This window comes from Pseudoalteromonas sp. DSM 26666 (assembly GCF_900116475.1).
Lineage (GTDB): Bacteria > Pseudomonadota > Gammaproteobacteria > Enterobacterales > Alteromonadaceae > Pseudoalteromonas > Pseudoalteromonas tetraodonis.
In genome coordinates, this window is the sequence record NZ_FPAR01000002.1 from 488947 (window position 1) to 505619 (window position 16673).

The 16673-nt window shown below is 40.8% G+C and carries 13 protein-coding genes; 9 read left to right on the forward strand and 4 right to left on the reverse strand.

Annotated features, from left to right (window positions below; translation table 11 throughout):
* The first annotated feature begins 349 nt into the window (after positions 1-349).
* From BM380_RS06070 to hemH, 4 genes are all read left to right on the forward strand, one after another.
* On the forward strand, positions 350-1534 hold the full coding sequence (locus BM380_RS06070) for an FIST signal transduction protein (RefSeq protein WP_090493532.1): 1185 nt from the start codon (positions 350-352) through the stop codon (positions 1532-1534).
* Positions 1531-2940 (forward strand): sensor histidine kinase, encoded by a 1410-nt coding sequence (locus BM380_RS06075; protein WP_090493534.1) that lies wholly within the window; start codon positions 1531-1533, stop codon positions 2938-2940. Before BM380_RS06070 ends, BM380_RS06075 begins: the two co-directional genes overlap by 4 nt.
* A gap of 239 nt (positions 2941-3179) precedes the next feature.
* Positions 3180-4517: a response regulator c-di-GMP phosphodiesterase, NosR family gene (locus BM380_RS06080; protein WP_090493536.1), complete on the forward strand. Its 1338-nt coding sequence runs from the start codon at positions 3180-3182 to the stop codon at positions 4515-4517.
* 78 nt (positions 4518-4595) lie between these two features.
* Positions 4596-5615, forward strand: a complete 1020-nt coding sequence (gene hemH, locus BM380_RS06085) for a ferrochelatase (RefSeq protein ID WP_013462876.1) — start codon at positions 4596-4598, stop codon at positions 5613-5615.
* Positions 5616-5765: 150 nt separating this feature from the next.
* Here hemH and BM380_RS06090 read toward each other — a convergent pair whose 3' ends face one another.
* Positions 5766-6923: a benzoate/H(+) symporter BenE family transporter gene (locus BM380_RS06090; RefSeq protein WP_024602597.1), complete on the reverse strand. Its 1158-nt coding sequence runs from the start codon at positions 6921-6923 to the stop codon at positions 5766-5768.
* Positions 6924-7292: 369 nt separating this feature from the next.
* Between BM380_RS06090 and BM380_RS06095 the strand changes: the two genes are divergently transcribed.
* The gene (locus BM380_RS06095; RefSeq protein ID WP_090493538.1) at positions 7293-8006 is read left to right on the forward strand and encodes a hypothetical protein; all 714 of its coding nucleotides are present in this window, start codon (positions 7293-7295) and stop codon (positions 8004-8006) included.
* Positions 8007-8078: 72 nt separating this feature from the next.
* Positions 8079-8822 carry a zinc-dependent metalloprotease family protein gene (locus BM380_RS06100; protein WP_090493540.1) on the forward strand — a complete coding sequence of 248 codons (744 nt, stop codon included), beginning with the start codon at positions 8079-8081 and terminating at the stop codon, positions 8820-8822.
* 119 nt (positions 8823-8941) lie between these two features.
* Here the strand turns inward: BM380_RS06100 and BM380_RS06105 are convergent, their stop codons facing one another.
* Positions 8942-10162 (reverse strand): alkaline phosphatase family protein, encoded by a 1221-nt coding sequence (locus BM380_RS06105; protein ID WP_090493542.1) that lies wholly within the window; start codon positions 10160-10162, stop codon positions 8942-8944.
* Between the two features lie 150 nt (positions 10163-10312).
* On the opposite strand from BM380_RS06105, the gene dgt reads away from it, so the two are divergent.
* From dgt to BM380_RS06120, 3 genes are all read left to right on the forward strand, one after another.
* Complete coding sequence (gene dgt / locus BM380_RS06110; protein ID WP_016899096.1) at positions 10313-11776, forward strand: dGTPase; 1464 nt, start codon at positions 10313-10315, stop codon at positions 11774-11776.
* 345 nt (positions 11777-12121) lie between these two features.
* Positions 12122-13603, forward strand: a complete 1482-nt coding sequence (locus BM380_RS06115) for a hypothetical protein (protein WP_090493544.1) — start codon at positions 12122-12124, stop codon at positions 13601-13603.
* A 162-nt stretch (positions 13604-13765) separates the two neighbouring features.
* A complete protein-coding gene (locus BM380_RS06120; RefSeq protein ID WP_013462869.1) occupies positions 13766-14614 on the forward strand; it encodes a substrate-binding periplasmic protein in 849 nt (282 codons plus the stop codon).
* A 234-nt stretch (positions 14615-14848) separates the two neighbouring features.
* Here BM380_RS06120 and BM380_RS06125 read toward each other — a convergent pair whose 3' ends face one another.
* Together BM380_RS06125 and BM380_RS06130 are read right to left on the reverse strand one after the other, a co-directional pair.
* Complete coding sequence (locus tag BM380_RS06125; RefSeq protein ID WP_090493546.1) at positions 14849-16054, reverse strand: type II toxin-antitoxin system HipA family toxin; 1206 nt, start codon at positions 16052-16054, stop codon at positions 14849-14851.
* Complete coding sequence (locus tag BM380_RS06130) at positions 16044-16343, reverse strand: helix-turn-helix domain-containing protein (RefSeq protein ID WP_004589614.1); 300 nt, start codon at positions 16341-16343, stop codon at positions 16044-16046. Before BM380_RS06130 ends, BM380_RS06125 begins: the two co-directional genes overlap by 11 nt.
* Between the last annotated feature and the right edge of the window lie 330 nt (positions 16344-16673).

Below are 16673 nucleotides of genomic sequence, written 5' to 3' on the forward strand. Positions count from 1 at the left end.
AAAGTTATTTACTCGTAGCTATAATTACCTCGCTCAGCTAATGAGTGCCCTTTTAGGCCTCCTACATTGATCCAGTGTTTCTATACACTGATGAGGATATAAGTAATTAGCAACCTTATTCAGCTTTACCGGGGCTGAAAATGTCAATATTATTAGCTTGATTTTAACGCAACGCTAACATAAATTTAAACGCAGCACGACAAATAAAACTCGTGGGCAAAGGTGATATCGACTAATAATTAGCAGCTAAATTCATTCTATTTAATATATAGTCTAGAATAAATTCTAAGCGATTATTAATAATTAAAACATCCACGGTTGTGGCTATTGTTATTACCAAGGGGCATCTATGTTCGCCATTGATACTTTTCACACTCACGGCAGCGATATAGATAAATTTATCCAACCTGTTAGTCAGTTTACGAACAACAGCCCAGATTTACTGCTTGGGTTTGCTACAACCGATACCATTAAATACCTTTTTAATAACCAGCCAGGCTTTTTAAAAAACACTCACAATTGTTTAATCATCTCTTCGTGTCTTGGGTCATCAACCGACCAAACCCTATCATTAAATGAGCAAAGTATTAGTTTATTTTCGATTAAAGACTCAAATGGGCATTATGGTGTTGCTAGTTGTAATGCAACCGATAACCTAAGAGAAAATGCCGCTCAAACTGTACTTAAAGCCATTGCTAATGCAGGCCAAGCAGGCCTCGCCCCAAAAATGGTCTGGTGCTTTCAAGTCCCAGGTAATGAGGAGCTGGTTTTGCAGGGAATTCAAGATGCTATCGGGCAGCGTATACCTGTTTTTGGAGGAAGTTGCGCCGACAACGATATTTCTGCCAAGTGGTGTTTTAGCGATACTGAAAATGTATACCAACAAGGCTTTATTATTGCGGTGTTATACCCCAGTGTAGAAACATTCGGCTTTTATAGTTCAGGCTACGATAAAACTGACCAGCAAGGTACAGTGACAGACGTGGATGGTCGTTTATTAAAAACAATTGATAACCAGCCCGCGTTTGATGTTTATAATCAGTGGCGAAAAAACATAGGTTTAAACGCCTTAACTTCAGGAAATATCCTTGCTCAATCAACAATGACCCCATTGGCAAGCGCCCTTTCTTTAAATGATGAAATCCCTCGATTACTGTTAAGTCATCCAGCGGTAGCTGAAAATGGCACGCTAGAATTATTTTCAAATTTAAGCGTTGGCGATACTATTTATTTAGCTTCGGGAAGCCCAGAGCAACTAATTAAACGAGGTGATATGGTTGTCACCTCATTAACTAAATTGGCAGAACTCCATGCCATAAAAAATATTACCGGCGCTATTATTATTTTTTGCGGAGGCTGTATGCTGTCAATTAAAGACGCCATGCAAGAAGTAAAAGAGTCTATTGCAGCACAACTACCCAACACCCCATTTATTATGGGCTTTACTTTTGGGGAGCTCGGCACATTCAGCGATTCAACAAGTAAACATGGTAATTTAATGATTTCATGCGAAATCTTTGGTGGCCCTGAATGAGTAGCAATGAAATACTGTTAGAAAAGCTACACTTATTACAAGTTCATAATTTAGCACTTGAAGAAAACCGTGCCTTTAATAGCCTGATCTTAAATGGCTTAGATGCCATTTTAAAGAACGACAAAACTGAAACCTTACTCACTGAGTTTTTTGATATTTTGCAGCAAGCCATTGCTTTTTCTGCGGCTATTTTAATTAAAATAAACCCCAGCAATGAAACCACGACGTTAATTACAGCATCGCACCCACAAAGTGATGAAATAATTACCCAACTCAAAGCACTAAATAAACCCAATAGAGACATTAAAAATGTATTTAACTTACACCAACTTCCTGATTGGCAAGTAACTGATCCTTTTTGGCATTCGCAGCATGCAATGCTCACCACCCCAGTAAGTACCAGTACAGAAAGCTACCAGCTCTATATTTTTTCAGAAACAATTGGCGCATTTAATCAGCACGATATTACTTTAATGCAACGCTTTGTCAGCTTTGCAGGGAATACAATTTCACAATTTGAAAAACGAAATTTACTTGTTAAACAAAAAGAAATGGAAGAAAAACAAAGTAACATTGAACAAGTGTTAATCAACTCTGAAAAAATGGCTTCGTTAGGGCAAATGGCGGCAGGCGTTGCACACGAAATAAACAACCCTTTAAGCTACATTGTCAGTAATATCCAAAATTTGGCTTACAACCTTGAGCAATTTAGTCATTTAATTAACGCACTCAAAGCTGAAAAAGCCATAGCGCAGCAACCATTAGCAGATACGCTGCAACATTATCAATTTGATGAATTACAAACAGACTCAAGCGATATCATTGCTGAAATGACTGAAGGGGCTGATCGTGTTAAGGAGATTGTTCAAGGATTAAGGCAATTTGCTCATCCGGATCAAACCCAAATTGGCGATATTGATATAACCGAGCTCATTGATAATACATTACGTGTTGCTTGGAATGAAATTAAATACAACGCCAACGTTGAAAAACACTACGACACAGAACCCGTTATCATCACAGGACGTTCGACCCAGCTCTCTCAGGTATTTTTAAATTTATTTTTTAACGCCGCTCAAGCCATTTGCGACAAAGTCGGTGTCATCAGTATTACCACTAAAGCCGATAAAAAAAATGCCTATATAACTATTGCCGATAATGGCAGTGGAATTGATGAGGACAAATTAAATAAAATTTTTGACCCTTTCTATACTACAAAACCAATAGGCCAAGGCACAGGGTTAGGGCTAGCTATAAGTAAAGCAATTATAGAGCAACATAGTGGCCAAATTCGGGTTGAAAGCCAGTTAAACCAAGGCACTGCTTTTTATATTACGTTACCTAAGAAGCCCACATTAACTGACGACGTACTGACCATATTACATGTCAACAAACAAATTGAGTAAGCTATGTCACACTCTCGATTTTGCTTATATATCAGTACTCATCTTCACGTTGAATTACAGAGAATTACAGTAAAAATAGATACAAACTACAACACAGCGTTACCTTATTTAATCCTAACAACAATGATTTGCGTATTGTTCAAATACTATACTTGGAAACGGCTTAAATAAATCAGTTGTTTACAACCAAAGCTTAGACTAAATTTAGCCATACAACTCACTATCTTATTGGTAAAAAAATGACGGACATTGATGTATTAGAGCAATTAAATGAACAGCCGCCGAGCATTTTATGCCTAGATGATGAGGCCAATGTACTCAAATCTTTAGTACGACTTTTACGCCAATATAAATTTGATGTGAGTGTTTCAACCAGTGGCCATGATGCACTTGAAAAAATGCAAAAAAAACAGTTTGATGTCGTCATCAGTGACATGCGTATGCCACTAATGAGTGGTGCTGAGTTTTTAGCTAAAGCAAGAAAAGTTGCCCCCGATAGCCAGCGTATTTTGTTAACTGGTTTTTCTGATTTAGAGTCAACAATTAGTGCTGTTAATGAAGGAGGCATTCACGCCTACGTGCAAAAGCCTTGGCAAAACGATCACTTAATTAGCGTTATCCAATCAGGCGTCGAAAAGTTTAGACTCAAAAAGCAAAATGAGATTTTACAGCGCCATGTAAATCAGCAAAATGAACAATTAAAAGAGCTGAATACTAACCTAGAGCAACTCGTCGACAAGCGGACAAAACAAATTAGAAGCGTATTAAAAAAACTTGAAGTCGCTAATGAAAGTGAAAAACGAGAGCACCAATCTACTGTTGAACTGCTTTATAATTTTATCAATGCGAATCCTTATCTCGATGGTAAAAGAGCAGAAAATATAGCCGGTACATGTACTCAAATAGCGCGTTACCTTAACGTATCGCAAAAAAGCATTGAACTTGCGCCTATTGCGGGGTATTTGGCTCAAATTGGTTTACTTGCTATGGATCCTGAGCTTTACAACAAACCCATTAACGAGCTTAATGAAGTTCAAAGAAAAACGTTTTACACCCACCCAAGTATTTCACAATTAATGCTCATGCCTGCGACTCATTTAAGCGATGTGTCTGATGCAATTTACCATCAATTCGAACGCTACAATGGCAAAGGTATTCCCAAAGGACTTGCTAAAAACGATATTCCCATTGGTGCTATGGTGCTCAGTGTTGCTCGTGACTATTGGGAGGGTTACGAGCAAAGTGAGCCGTTACTGACAACAAAACAACGCCATCAATTTGCGCTCAATAGTATTAAATCAAACAGTGGCAGCTTATACCACCCGCGTATTGTCGATGCACTTGAAGCCAGCCACGCTAAACTCATTGCCTCTGACAGCTCTATTGGTTCAATAAAGGTGATGAGCGCACAAGAACTCGAAGAAAATATGATATTGGCAAACTCACTGCACAGCCATACAGGTATTATGCTTTTGCCTAAAGGACATATTTTCAATACGAAATCGATTGTTAAGCTACAACAACTCGAAGCTAAAAAGCCGACCCCATTTAGAATTATGGTTAAAATGGCTAAATGATTGATCTAAAATACTCTTTTATTCGTTATACTAAGCCTAAATAGATACCTCTAAATCCATTGCTTGAAGGAGCACAACGTGTCGCGATTTTCTGCCGTTACCGACAATCCCCACGACGGGCGTTTTAACCAAAAAACGGGAATACTTCTGACCAACTTAGGTAGCCCCGATGCCCCAACAGCAAGTGCATTGCGTATTTACTTACGTGAGTTTTTGTCAGATCCGCGTATTGTAGAAATACCGCGTATAGTGTGGATGCTTATTCTGCATGGCATCATTTTGCGTATACGCCCAAAGCGCTCAGCTAAATTGTATAAAAGCATATGGACTGAAAATGGCTCACCACTGACCCACATTACACGCCAACAAAGCATTAAATTAAATGCCTTATTAAAACAGCACGGCTATACCAACACCGAAGTGGTTATGGCGATGCGCTATGGTAACCCATCAATCGAAGCGGGCCTTGAAGAGCTCAGAGATAAAGGCTTAACCCGCATTATTGTGTTACCACTTTACCCACAATATTCAAGTCCAACCACAGGCTCAACATTTGATGCCGTGGCAAATGTATTAAAAAAATGGCGCTGGGTGCCTGAGCTACACTTTGTAAATGGGTATCACAAAAACCCAACCTACCTAGAGTCGCTTGCTAACAGCATTAGCGAAGATTTAGAAAAACACGGCATGCCACAAAAAATGGTGTTTTCATATCATGGTATGCCTAAACAGTTTTTAGATAATGGCGACCCCTATCACTGCCTATGCCAACAAACCACCCGTTTAGTGGTAGAAAAGCTAGGCCTAGATAAAAACAAAGTGATCACCACTTTCCAAAGCCGTTTTGGTAAAGCTGAATGGTTAAAACCTTACACAGATGCAACTCTTGAGAGCTTACCTGGCGAAGGAATTAAAGATGTGGCTATTATCAGCCCTGCCTTTAGCGCCGACTGCCTAGAAACACTTGAAGAATTAGAAGGTGAAAACCGAGAGATTTTTGAAGAAGCCGGCGGCGAAAAATACCGTTATATAGCAGCGCTTAACGACCGTGACGATCACATAGACGCCATGTTTGATGTGTTAAAGCCAATGCTATAAAAACGGGAAGAGCAGCGGTTAGGTTTTAGCTGTCAGCGATCAGCAAGAGATTAGCCAAGTGCGGTGATCGACTGTAGGCGTGAGTTTACCTCGCGCGCACAGTACCAAACCCGTTGCTCGACACCCGATCCCCGCACCTAAAAGCTGCTCTTAGCTCTTACGTGTCACCATTAACGTGAGTGCTCCTGCTATTATCCCCCAGCATGCAGAGCCGACTGACCATAATGTTAAATCAGAAGCCGTAACTAAAAAGGTAATAATGGCCGCCTCTGTATATTCGGGGCTGTGCAAAGACTGCTGCAAACTATTAGCGATGGTGCCAAACAAGGCAATACCCGCTAACGCCAATACCAGTGCTTGCGGCAGGCTTGCTACAATCGCCACCAGCATTGCAGCACACAGCGCCATAATAATGTAAAACACCCCACCAGCAATACTCGCCCAATAGCGCTTATCGGGGTTTTTATCGGCCTCTTCGCTCATACAAATAGCAGCCGTAATGGCCGCTAAATTAATTGAATAAGTGCCAAATGGCGCGGTTACTAAATTTATTAACCCGGTCACAGTTAATGACGATGATATTGGCGCTTTATAGTTATGCGCTTTTAAAATAGCGAAACCGGGTAAGTTTTGTGAAGTCATAGTTACTATATACAAAGGAATACTAATACTTATAAATGCCTGCAAACTAAAGCTTGGTGCAATATAAGCAAAGCTGCTTGCCTGCCACTGCACGGTGCTAGTATCGATATTGCCCATATACCAGGCTAAAAATATACCCGCTAACAATACACTTAGCATTGCAAACCGAGCAAAAAAGCGCTTGCCAATAAAGTACACCACCACCATTAAACCAATCACTAATGGCAAGTCGTTCATAAAGTTAAAAACATCAATACCAAATGTGACTAATACCCCCGCTAACATAGCACAGGCCAGTTCACTGGGAATACGGTTCATGATTTTTTCAAACCAACCAGTAATGCCAGATACCAATACCAATAAGGCTGATAGCATAAATGCGCCTATCGCTTCATGTAAGCTGTAGCCTTGGGCACTTGAGATCAGTAATGCTGCACCGGTGGTCGACCATGCAATTAAAATGGGCACCTTATAATAAAACGACAGCACAATAGACGTACCGCCCATTACTAGCCCCAGCATTAATATCCAGCTTGCCACAAGTTCAGGTGTACCACCTAAGGTGATCACCACTTGATAAATCAATGCAATAGAACTTGAAAAACCAATAATGACCGCAACAAGTCCTGCCATAATCCGACTAAGTAACTGATCAGTCCCTGCCATAATTCCCTCTTTTAATAGGTGTTTAACGATACAACATACTTTGCCTATTTATACTTTGCAATTAGCCCTTTGAATAATGAAAAATGATCACGTTACTAAAAAATTTTATTGGTCAGTTTTACTTGTCAAAATCGGTGTAATTTAAAAAACACGCACGTACCCAAAAATATGCCACAGGGTGCGCCATTACTACAAAAAAGCCACCCTATTAAACCAAAAAAGCATACCTAAAAAAGGTAAAGCAAATACTTACAATAAGTTATAAAAAAAGCAATTACCACTTTATGATTACAATTTAAATTTGATCTAATTCTTTTTTTAAGATAAAACTTAACAATTAGTTCACCATTTAACCTAAAAGAGAAACAGATGAAACGTTACATTGTTTTAACTATCGCTATTCCTTTGTCTGTATTTGCCTTGTATACGCTGCTTAATGATCAGAAAAAAACCGATGAGGTAGAAGCGCCCATTGCTATTGATATCGTTCCTGTTGATTCTGAGTTTGTAAAAAAAACACATAACCCATCGCCCATTGATATGAGTAAAGACCCTATTGCAGCAAAACCCGCTAACATTGAATCAAACGTACCTTCAAACTCATTTGACGCAATTAATAAACCTTCAGCAAAGGCTAAAGAAATACTTAAAGCGGCAAAAGTACTGCCAACCGATTTACAAAATGAAGCCTACATAGAATTTGATCTAGCGGCGCTAAAAACCCTCAAAACGGGTGATAATTTTGACCTTGCAATACCTCAAACCGCAGAAACCTACAGCGCTGAAATAACCAATGTTACCCATGCCAGTAACGGCGATAAAAGCATTGTTGGTCAGGTTATTGGGGCCAATGGCGCAATGCACACCACCATATTAACCGTTGGCAATGATGCGGTTTACGGTCAATTTACAGCCCCAAGTGGTAATTATGTTTTTGAAAGTAAAGGTCAATATGGCTGGATTGCAGCTAAGCGTGACCTATATAAAACACATATAGAGCATCAGGTTGGTGAACCTGCACCAAAAAATGCGGATGACATAGACCCATTTTCACCTCGTGCTGAAAACACGCCCTCTTTTTAAACAAACCTGTCAACGCAGGCAACAAGACCTAGCAGTAAACACTGCAATCGTAAAAAGTAAGGAAATACAACAATGAAAAAAGTAATTTCAACAGCCGCTATTGCAACGGCGCTATGTGCGGCCAGCACAGTGTCAGCAGAAACCATTGATATTGGTATTTTATATACCGATCAATCTGCAGCAGCTACCAGTAATATCAATACCAAAATTAATCAGCTTATTGCTTTTAGTAACCAAGTATACAGCCAAAATGGCGTTGACATTACGCTACGTTTAGTTGGGACTCAAAATTTAGGTGACTATGCAGTAACCCCTTCTGAAGATTGGTTAAATGCCGTCACAAATAGTAGTTACGTAAATGGTTTACGCAATGATTGGAAAGCCGACATGGTTGCCGTACTCGGTACAGGCCAAAGTGCAGGTAACGGTTTAATTTCATGTGGCTTAGCATGGGTTGGCCAAGGCACAAATGGTAATTTATACAGCTCAATGAGCAGCCGCATGTACTCAATCACCGCAATCGATTGTGGAGCCACAACCTTTGTTCATGAGCTTGGTCATAACCAAGGTTTAGCGCATTCACGTAAGCAAGGCGATACAGCCGGTGGTGTATACGTTGATGGTATGGGGCACGGTGTACAAAATGAATTTGCCAGTATTATGGCCTACCCATTTGTATTTGGCAGTGCAACGCAGTACGACTATTTCTCAAACCCTAACTGGAGCGTAAACGGTATTCCATTTGGGGTGACCAATCAGTCGTACGCAATTCGTACCGTTACCGACACAAAAACCAGTATCGCTAACTTTAAATAAGCTCAATGCTGAATAATAAATGTATTCTCAAAATTCAGCTTAAATAACAATATCAGCATGGGTTAATCACCCATGCTAACCAATTAAGTTTCCCTTGCGGAGCGCCTCGGCGCTCTTTTTTAATGATTAATCATTTTCTGTTGTATGGCAGGGAGTAAGGTTTTACCATCGCTATCCACTTTACTCATTAGCTTTAAACCCATCACCTTAGCAAGCACAGGGTAAATATCTAAATTATTCACTCGCTCAATACTCACCCCTTTTTTAAACGCCGGCCCGGTAGCAATAAATGTTGCTGCCATATCATCGGTATAGGCATAGCCATGCGTTCCTAAGTAAGGCACTTTCGCACTATTGCTAAATACCGCAGGCGCTGTCGTTTGTACTACAATATCGCCCACACGAGTGCCTTTATTATAGTGATATCCTGCAAGCTGCTCCTCTGTTAGTACCGTGTAGCGTCCTTTTGCTGCATGTTGTAAACGGGCTTTATAAGCCTCAACATCTGCATTTTTAGCATCGCTTTTAGTATAAATAAGTAATCGAGGACCGGTATTAACAACCATAAAATTATCATCTTTAGGTAAGCTGCTCACAACAATGCTCTGCTCAGGCTCAACTTGTGCCATACCATGATCAGACACAATCACCAGATTTACCTCTTGCTCTAACTTACTCAAGCGGGTTTTTAATTGCCCCATCAGCGCATCTAGCTGTTTAACGGCATCACGCGTTTGCACCGCATCAGGGCCATATTCATGCCCCATGCTATCCACTAACGAAAAATAACTCGCCACAAAACGTGGGCGCTGTGCTTTAGGTAAGCTTAACCATTGAATGATTTGATCAATTCGGTCTTGGTAGTCACCTTGTTTAGAGTAGTGAAAGTAATAGTCAGGCGTCATACCATTAAAGCGCGCATCCGACTCAGGCCAAAAGTATACCGCCGATTTAAGCCCATGCATTTTAACTAAATTCCACAGTGGTGTGCCGCGTACCCAGGTACTGTCTTTTTGTCCTTTCCCCATGCTGTAGCATTCATTATTGCGCGCTTTGTCACAAAACTTATTATCTACAATGCCATGGTTAACTGGCAATAAACCGGTGATCACCGAAATATGATTTGGAAACGTTTTAGTAGGATAAACAGGCTGCATTTTTTGCGCTCTTACGCCTTGCTCACCCATTGCTTTTAAATTAGGCGCACCGTGCTTTTCAATGTAATCCCAACGCAAGCCATCAATAGAGATCATAACAACCGTTTGCTCTTTAGCGGCAAACGCACTATTCACACCCAATAAAAGGCAAAAACACATTACCTTAGTGATCCACAACTTCATTTTAAATACCTAGATGTATGTTAATTTTATAAAAAATAATACTAAAGCAAGTTGTTACTTTATGATACATGCTGATAAATTAAAGCAAACTATTAAAAATAAATAATCGTGCGTTTAATAAGTGCTTAATTCACATAAAAAAGGATTACCATGATCAACTTCAGTAGCAAAGTAACCCCTGCACGTATGCAGCGCACCACTGCCAATTTACAAATGGCGCTTGAGAGCGATCGTGGCCGAATTATTAATAGTGCAGCCATTCGTCGGCTGCAACAAAAAACCCAAGTATTTCCGCTGGAGCGCAACGCGGCAGTGCGTTCGCGCCTAACTCACTCATTAGAAGTTCAGCAAGTTGGCCGTTTTATTGTGCAGCGCATTTTTGCCAATTTAAATTACCAGCAACAAAAAGAATATGGTTTGTCGGGTTTAGAGCGCCCACTAGAAACCCTAGTAGAAATGGCCTGCCTAATGCACGATATAGGTAACCCGCCGTTTGGTCACTTTGGCGAAGCGGCTATTAATAATTGGTTTAATGCTAATTTAGCCAGCATTACGCCTGAGCGTTGCCAAACCACAAACAGCAGCATTGGCGTTATTTTTAAACATTTAGCCCAAGATATTTGTAGCTTTGAAGGCAACGCTCAAGGCATACGCATTATTCACTCTTTGCTGAGCCTAAATTTAACCTATAGCCAAACTGCCGCTATTTTAAAATACACCCGTCCAGCAAGTTTAGCGAAGCAAGATATTCCTCAAAATAAAAACTACATTATGAAAAAAGTGGGGTATTACTACAGTGAAAAAAGCTTTGTTGAAGCACTGCAAACTGAGCTGAAAATGGAGCCCTATTGCCGTCACCCTGCCAGTTATATTATGGAAGCCGCTGACGATATTTCTTATTGCCTTGCCGACATAGAAGACGCCGTAGAAAAAGACATTATCACCACACAGTTATTATGCGAGCAACTAAAAAAGCAGTATCAAAAAGCATTAATTAACCTCGCTCTTAACGACACTCAACACCAAAGCTTTGTGGACGACGCTATAAACTACGCCATAGAACGAGCACAAGCACAGCCCTTTAATTTTAATAGTGAGTTTTTTATTTATTTACGCGTGTCATTACTGCACCCGCTAGTAAACCATGCCGCAAAACGCTTTATTGAAAACATAGAGCCAATTTATCATGGCGACTTTAACCATGCATTATTAGAAGATCGCAGCTACCTGCATGCAGCAACCCAAGCGCTCAAACAAGTCGCGCTTGAGCATGTATTTTCGCACAAAGAAGTCGAAAAGCTCGAACTGCAAGGCTACCGTATTATTAATGGCCTACTCGATTGTTATAAACCTTTGCTGCTTTTGAGTAGCGATGACTTTAAACGTGCATTGCATGGCGACAACCGCTTATTAATAGAATCGAGACTCGTTAAAAAACTCTCTAAAAAGCATTTAAGTAGCTATCAGCATGCCATAAATGCGATGCAAGAAGAGCCCGATCATTTTGCCGCCTATGAATTTTATTATCGCTGTCGGTTAATTCAAGACTACATTAGCGGTATGACCGACCAATTTGCTTACGACGAGTACCGAAGCTTAATGGTAATTGACTAGGGTCTGTTGACCTTTCAAGGTTAAATTTGCAGCAGTCTGTTTGGTATTTAGGCAAGGCAGAGCCTATGTGGTGTGGTTATTCCCCATAAATAGGCGATAACGCAGCATCAATGCCAAACAGGCGCTGCCCTTCGGGTTCTGCCTAGGAGCGATTTACTCTTTGTTGCTCGGTTTTTACTTAGTCCACTAGGTTACAAACCTCGCGCCGCGATTAAACCGCCCCTAGTTTGAACAAATTGTAATCCGCAAAGGTCAACAGACCCTAATTAACGCTAGGCGCTTCTAGATAATTTTTCACTTTACGCTTAAGATTAGGGCATTGATGCTTAACCACTTTTGAGTTTTATGAAACCGTTACTGAGTTGCTTACTTTTTTGTTTTGCTTTGTTTTATAGTGCCAGCAGTGCCGCTTATAACGAAGCTATGTGTATTCTTATAAAACAAGAAATGCAGCAACACAGCAATAATAAAGCCAGCCGTAAATACCGTAATGCTGCGCGAGACTTTGAAAAAAACTGCAGTGATCCGCAAGCGGCACGCACTTTGCCAGTACCAAAGCCTAAACCGCAGCCGGTTATTGAACAATCGACCCCGGAGGTTGTAAAACCACAACAAACAGAACCCACTTTACAGCCAACGTTCCCAGACGCTGCAACTGAGCAAAGTGCAACTCCACCCCAAAATAATGTAATCGAAAAAAGCGCCACTCAAACTATAGAGCAAGCTAAAAAAAATGCCCCAGTAGCATCAACCACAACAGCACCTGATGAGTCACAAGTCAATGTAACAGCAACGGCTGAACAAAGCGGCGCTTCTGAAAAAAATGCACAGCCCAGCAAAATACCGGCCAGTGAATTATCAAACACTGAGGAAAATACGCAACCAGAGGTAAAAAAAGCCACCGTTGAACCTACACAAACCGCCGTACCTATCACTATAAATGCCAGCGAGCAAACAGCCGTTATTGCCTCTTCAATGCCCAAAGGGGCTAATATAATCTCGCTAGTATTACCAAGTGTGGCACTATTGTTAATTGTGGTAATTACGGTTGTGGTATTAATGCGCCTGCGCAATATTAAGCAAAATAAACAAGCGGCTGATACTGGCATACCATTGCAAATGCCCCTAAGTCACGACAATGATCAAACTCACAGTGTTGTTACTGAGCCGATGGTGACTGGCTCTGATCTGCAAAACCCAGCCGTCGAAAGCAAGGGTAAAGAGCCTGATTCTAGTCGAGTTAATACCGTGAAAATAAAGCCGGAGCCTAACACGGCAGAGTTTGAAGCAGCTGCTAAAGCAACCTTAGAGCGTATAAAAAATGCAACAGAGTTTGCCGAGCCACAAGTAAGAGATTTTGATCCCGAAGCCAAACAAACCAAAATTCAGCGTAATCCTATAAATCAGCCAATCAAAAAGGTACAACAAGAAGCGCCTATAAAGCCTTCACACAGCGCACCTGAACCCATTGTACCCCATCAGCCACAAGCTGATTTCCATCCTGCAAAAACGCAGCGTTCATCATTAAGCTCAACCACTGAACACGACTTTAAAGAGCCAGAAGTACGTACTTTCGATCCCGACGCGCCACTACCAACTAAAAAAATAAAAGTAATGCCTGAGCAAGTAAAGATTGCCCCTGAAGAGCCAAGTAAGCCCGATAACTCACCACAAAGCAGCAATCCATTTGCTAATTTATCGCTTGATGAAAGCTGGGATCCAAATTCACCACAAAAACCAAAAATAGAAGAAAAAAAACGCGCGCCTAAATCACAAGCACTCATCGATGCAGAAGAACGCGCAAAAAACATGCAAACAAAAGAATAACGCGGTAACATAAAAATACTTAAAATAAGTCTGTAAAGCGACGGTTTAGCCCTTAAGCCTACATTCAGTTAACGCCTTTAAAATAGCCTGTTTTTTAAGCAGCGCTCAAAGCCGCTTTATATCCAAAAAGGGTATATTTAATAGAAGGAGAGACTTATACACATGCATGTTATGTTATCAGCTAAATTAAGATACCGTATTTATATCGCATCTTTTTTGCTGATGGCTTTTACCAGTCATTACACGCACGCAATTGAAGCAATACAACCCTCAAGCAAAGCGCCTAATCACCATGCTACTTTAAATATAAGTACAGGCGAATGGCCGCCTTTTTTAAGCGAATCGCTGCCTCACAAAGGCGTGGTTGCGCATTTAATTACCGATATATTTGCACAAGCTAACATTAAAGTTAACTTTACCTTTTTACCGTGGCCGCGTGCCTACCACGACACCATTAATGATAAATACGCTGCCACTGCCGTATGGATGTTTGAACAACAACGTACTGAGGATTATTTTTACAGTGAGCCAGTGCTAAACGAGCGTTTTGTATTTTTTTATCATAAACAACGCCCTTTTGATTGGCAAAATCTAAACGATTTAAAAGGCTTATTACTCGGTGGTGGGCTTGCCTACAGTTACGGCAAAGACTTTGATAAAGCAGCCGATGAAGGCTTATTCGATATGTCGCGAGTAAGTACCACAGAGCAAAACTTTAAACGCTTAGCTATGGGCAGAATCGACGCCTTTGCCGAAGAGCAAAGCGTAGGCTATTTCACATTAGCGAGTAAATTACCTGACCTATTCAGCGCTATTAATCACCACCCCAAAGCATTGTTGGTAAACCAAAGCTTTATGATGTTCCCTAAAAATAACCCACGCAGTGAACAGCGGCTTGAAATATTTAACCAGCAATTACTTAAATTTAAACAAAACGGCCGTTATCAAGCCTACTTTGATGCGTTAGATAATGGCGCTTATCAACCCACAAATAGCGCCCTGGCCGACTAACCTGTAGGCAGGGCTTTATGTAGCGCGTTTTATGTTTGGAACGCGGGTTTCGGGCTACGAGCTAGGTTTTAGGTTTTAGGTTTTAGGTTTTAGGTTCTAGTGTTTGTACAAGCTCGCTACTCGTCGCTCGAAGCCCGCTGCCTTCTCATTCCCGCTTTAAGGTTCATATAAGCGCCAATTAATAAATGACTACTTAATCAGTCATTAACCCACTAATGACTACTTTATTAGTCTTTAACTTATAGAGGGTATCACGCTTTCTAAGCGTTTTATGTCAATATCACTGATATTAGCAAAACGTTTAAAGTGCGCTGGCCACTGGCGAGTATAGCTCTCAACCTCGGCAATTATTTTTGTTGCTTGAGCCTTGTTGAGGCCGAAGCGTTTGGCTTGCGACAGTAAATTATCGATACTAGCATATCGGCCCTCATCACCAAGCCCTATGCCATGCTGCTTTGAGTTATTAATAGGGGTGATATCATAAGCGGGGCTCATACGCCACGTTTGCCCTGCAAAGTGATACAAAAATGCATGATTTCGGCTGTGATCATCAGTATTACCAATAAATACGTTAAATACCATTCGCTTGTAGAGCTCTGTAGCATCAGCAGCGAACTCACCTGTATGGTGGCGAATAAATTCAGCCAATTCACCGTAGCTATAGTATGTTGCTAAGTCGCTTATCGCGACTTTTGGTTTTTGTAATAAGCTATTGGCGCTTAAAAAGTGATGAGTTGGTAAGTCATCGCTTACATCAAAACGTTCAACTAACAGAACATCGCCATTTTCTGTTTCATGAATACGGGTATTTGCAGTGCGAATCCCCAATTCATTAGCCATACACATAGCGCCATGCTCAGCCCTAGCTAAATTAAACAAATCGTCTTGACGATTAAACTTTGCCAAATAAAGTTTTTGGTCAATTTTCACAGAGGTTTTAGGTCTTGCTCCCCCCATACTTTGACCAAATTCAAAGGCTTTTTTTGCTTCCTGTGAAATCGTTTTATTGGCGAGCAAATCGTCCTTTGCTTGATCCAATAAGGCTAAATCGGCTAGTGTATTTTTATTCGCTTTATGTTTTGATGCGCTGCGCGACAAACTAAATACCAAGGCGCCAACACCATACCCAGACCCTGCGAGTAAAAATTCTAGCTCATTTTTTGGTTTGGTATTATGTAGCGACAGTATAAGCTTACGCCCCCACGAATCAGCTCCCGCATCACTTAACACCCCAAACACACCTTTATTGGCAGAATAACTAACGATGCCAGGCTGTAATGGTAAATGCAGCGGATCGAGCGCAAACGCATCAGAGCGCGCAAGGTAACTTTTACCATAATTAAACTCACCTCGGCCTGTTTGTGTATTTAACTTAAAAAAACCACAAATTACCGGGCTGTCTTCTAAACCGTCAATAAATACATAGGCTTCAGAAGTCATCGTTAATCACCTGAGTTTTATTGCTTTTACGCTGTCTTGCATTATAACCGCCCACATCTGCGGCAAGCTCGTTAATTTCATCCAACAATGAGCCTTGCAATTGAAGTACAACAAGGGCTTCAAACAATATATCGCTTTTTACTACCTCCCCTTGCTCAAGCTTTTGTACCGTGGAGCGAGATACACCAATCATCTTAGCGAACGTGCTCTGGGTATAAAGTAAAGTACGATGCTGGCGAATTAAATCACCCAATCGACGCGCCAGTTTTAATGCTTGTTCAGATCTCATAAATGACTACATAATCGGTCATTAATACACTAATGATTAGTTTAGCGGTATTTAATATGATTGCAATATTATTTAAATAGATACGAAATGAGTTTCGAGCAGTGAGCTTAAAGCAGCGAGCTTAAAGCGCCTAGTCCCTTTTGCGTTACCTCTTCAGCGCAGCGCCTCATAACCTCTTTGCGAATAAATCACTTAAAACTATATTTGCACAAAGAGAAGACAGCGGGTTTCGAGCAGCGAGTGACGGGCAGCGAACACAACCTAGCGATTTTTATCAACGTAGGCGTTAAGCTTGCTGACGCGAAAAGCGTAGCTTTTAAATAAAAATAG

Coding starts and splice junctions, on each gene's coding strand:
- dgt (WP_016899096.1), top strand. CDS start 10,313: ATGATCAACTTCAGTAGCAAAGTAACCCCTGCACGTATGCAGCGCACC.
- BM380_RS06070 (WP_090493532.1), top strand. CDS start 350: ATGTTCGCCATTGATACTTTTCACACTCACGGCAGCGATATAGATAAA.
- BM380_RS06125 (WP_090493546.1), bottom strand. CDS start 16,054: ATGACTTCTGAAGCCTATGTATTTATTGACGGTTTAGAAGACAGCCCG.
- BM380_RS06095 (WP_090493538.1), top strand. CDS start 7,293: ATGAAACGTTACATTGTTTTAACTATCGCTATTCCTTTGTCTGTATTT.
- BM380_RS06075 (WP_090493534.1), top strand. CDS start 1,531: ATGAGTAGCAATGAAATACTGTTAGAAAAGCTACACTTATTACAAGTT.
- BM380_RS06090 (WP_024602597.1), bottom strand. CDS start 6,923: ATGGCAGGGACTGATCAGTTACTTAGTCGGATTATGGCAGGACTTGTT.
- BM380_RS06115 (WP_090493544.1), top strand. CDS start 12,122: ATGAAACCGTTACTGAGTTGCTTACTTTTTTGTTTTGCTTTGTTTTAT.
- BM380_RS06130 (WP_004589614.1), bottom strand. CDS start 16,343: ATGAGATCTGAACAAGCATTAAAACTGGCGCGTCGATTGGGTGATTTA.
- BM380_RS06080 (WP_090493536.1), top strand. CDS start 3,180: ATGACGGACATTGATGTATTAGAGCAATTAAATGAACAGCCGCCGAGC.
- BM380_RS06120 (WP_013462869.1), top strand. CDS start 13,766: ATGCATGTTATGTTATCAGCTAAATTAAGATACCGTATTTATATCGCA.
- BM380_RS06105 (WP_090493542.1), bottom strand. CDS start 10,162: ATGAAGTTGTGGATCACTAAGGTAATGTGTTTTTGCCTTTTATTGGGT.
- BM380_RS06100 (WP_090493540.1), top strand. CDS start 8,079: ATGAAAAAAGTAATTTCAACAGCCGCTATTGCAACGGCGCTATGTGCG.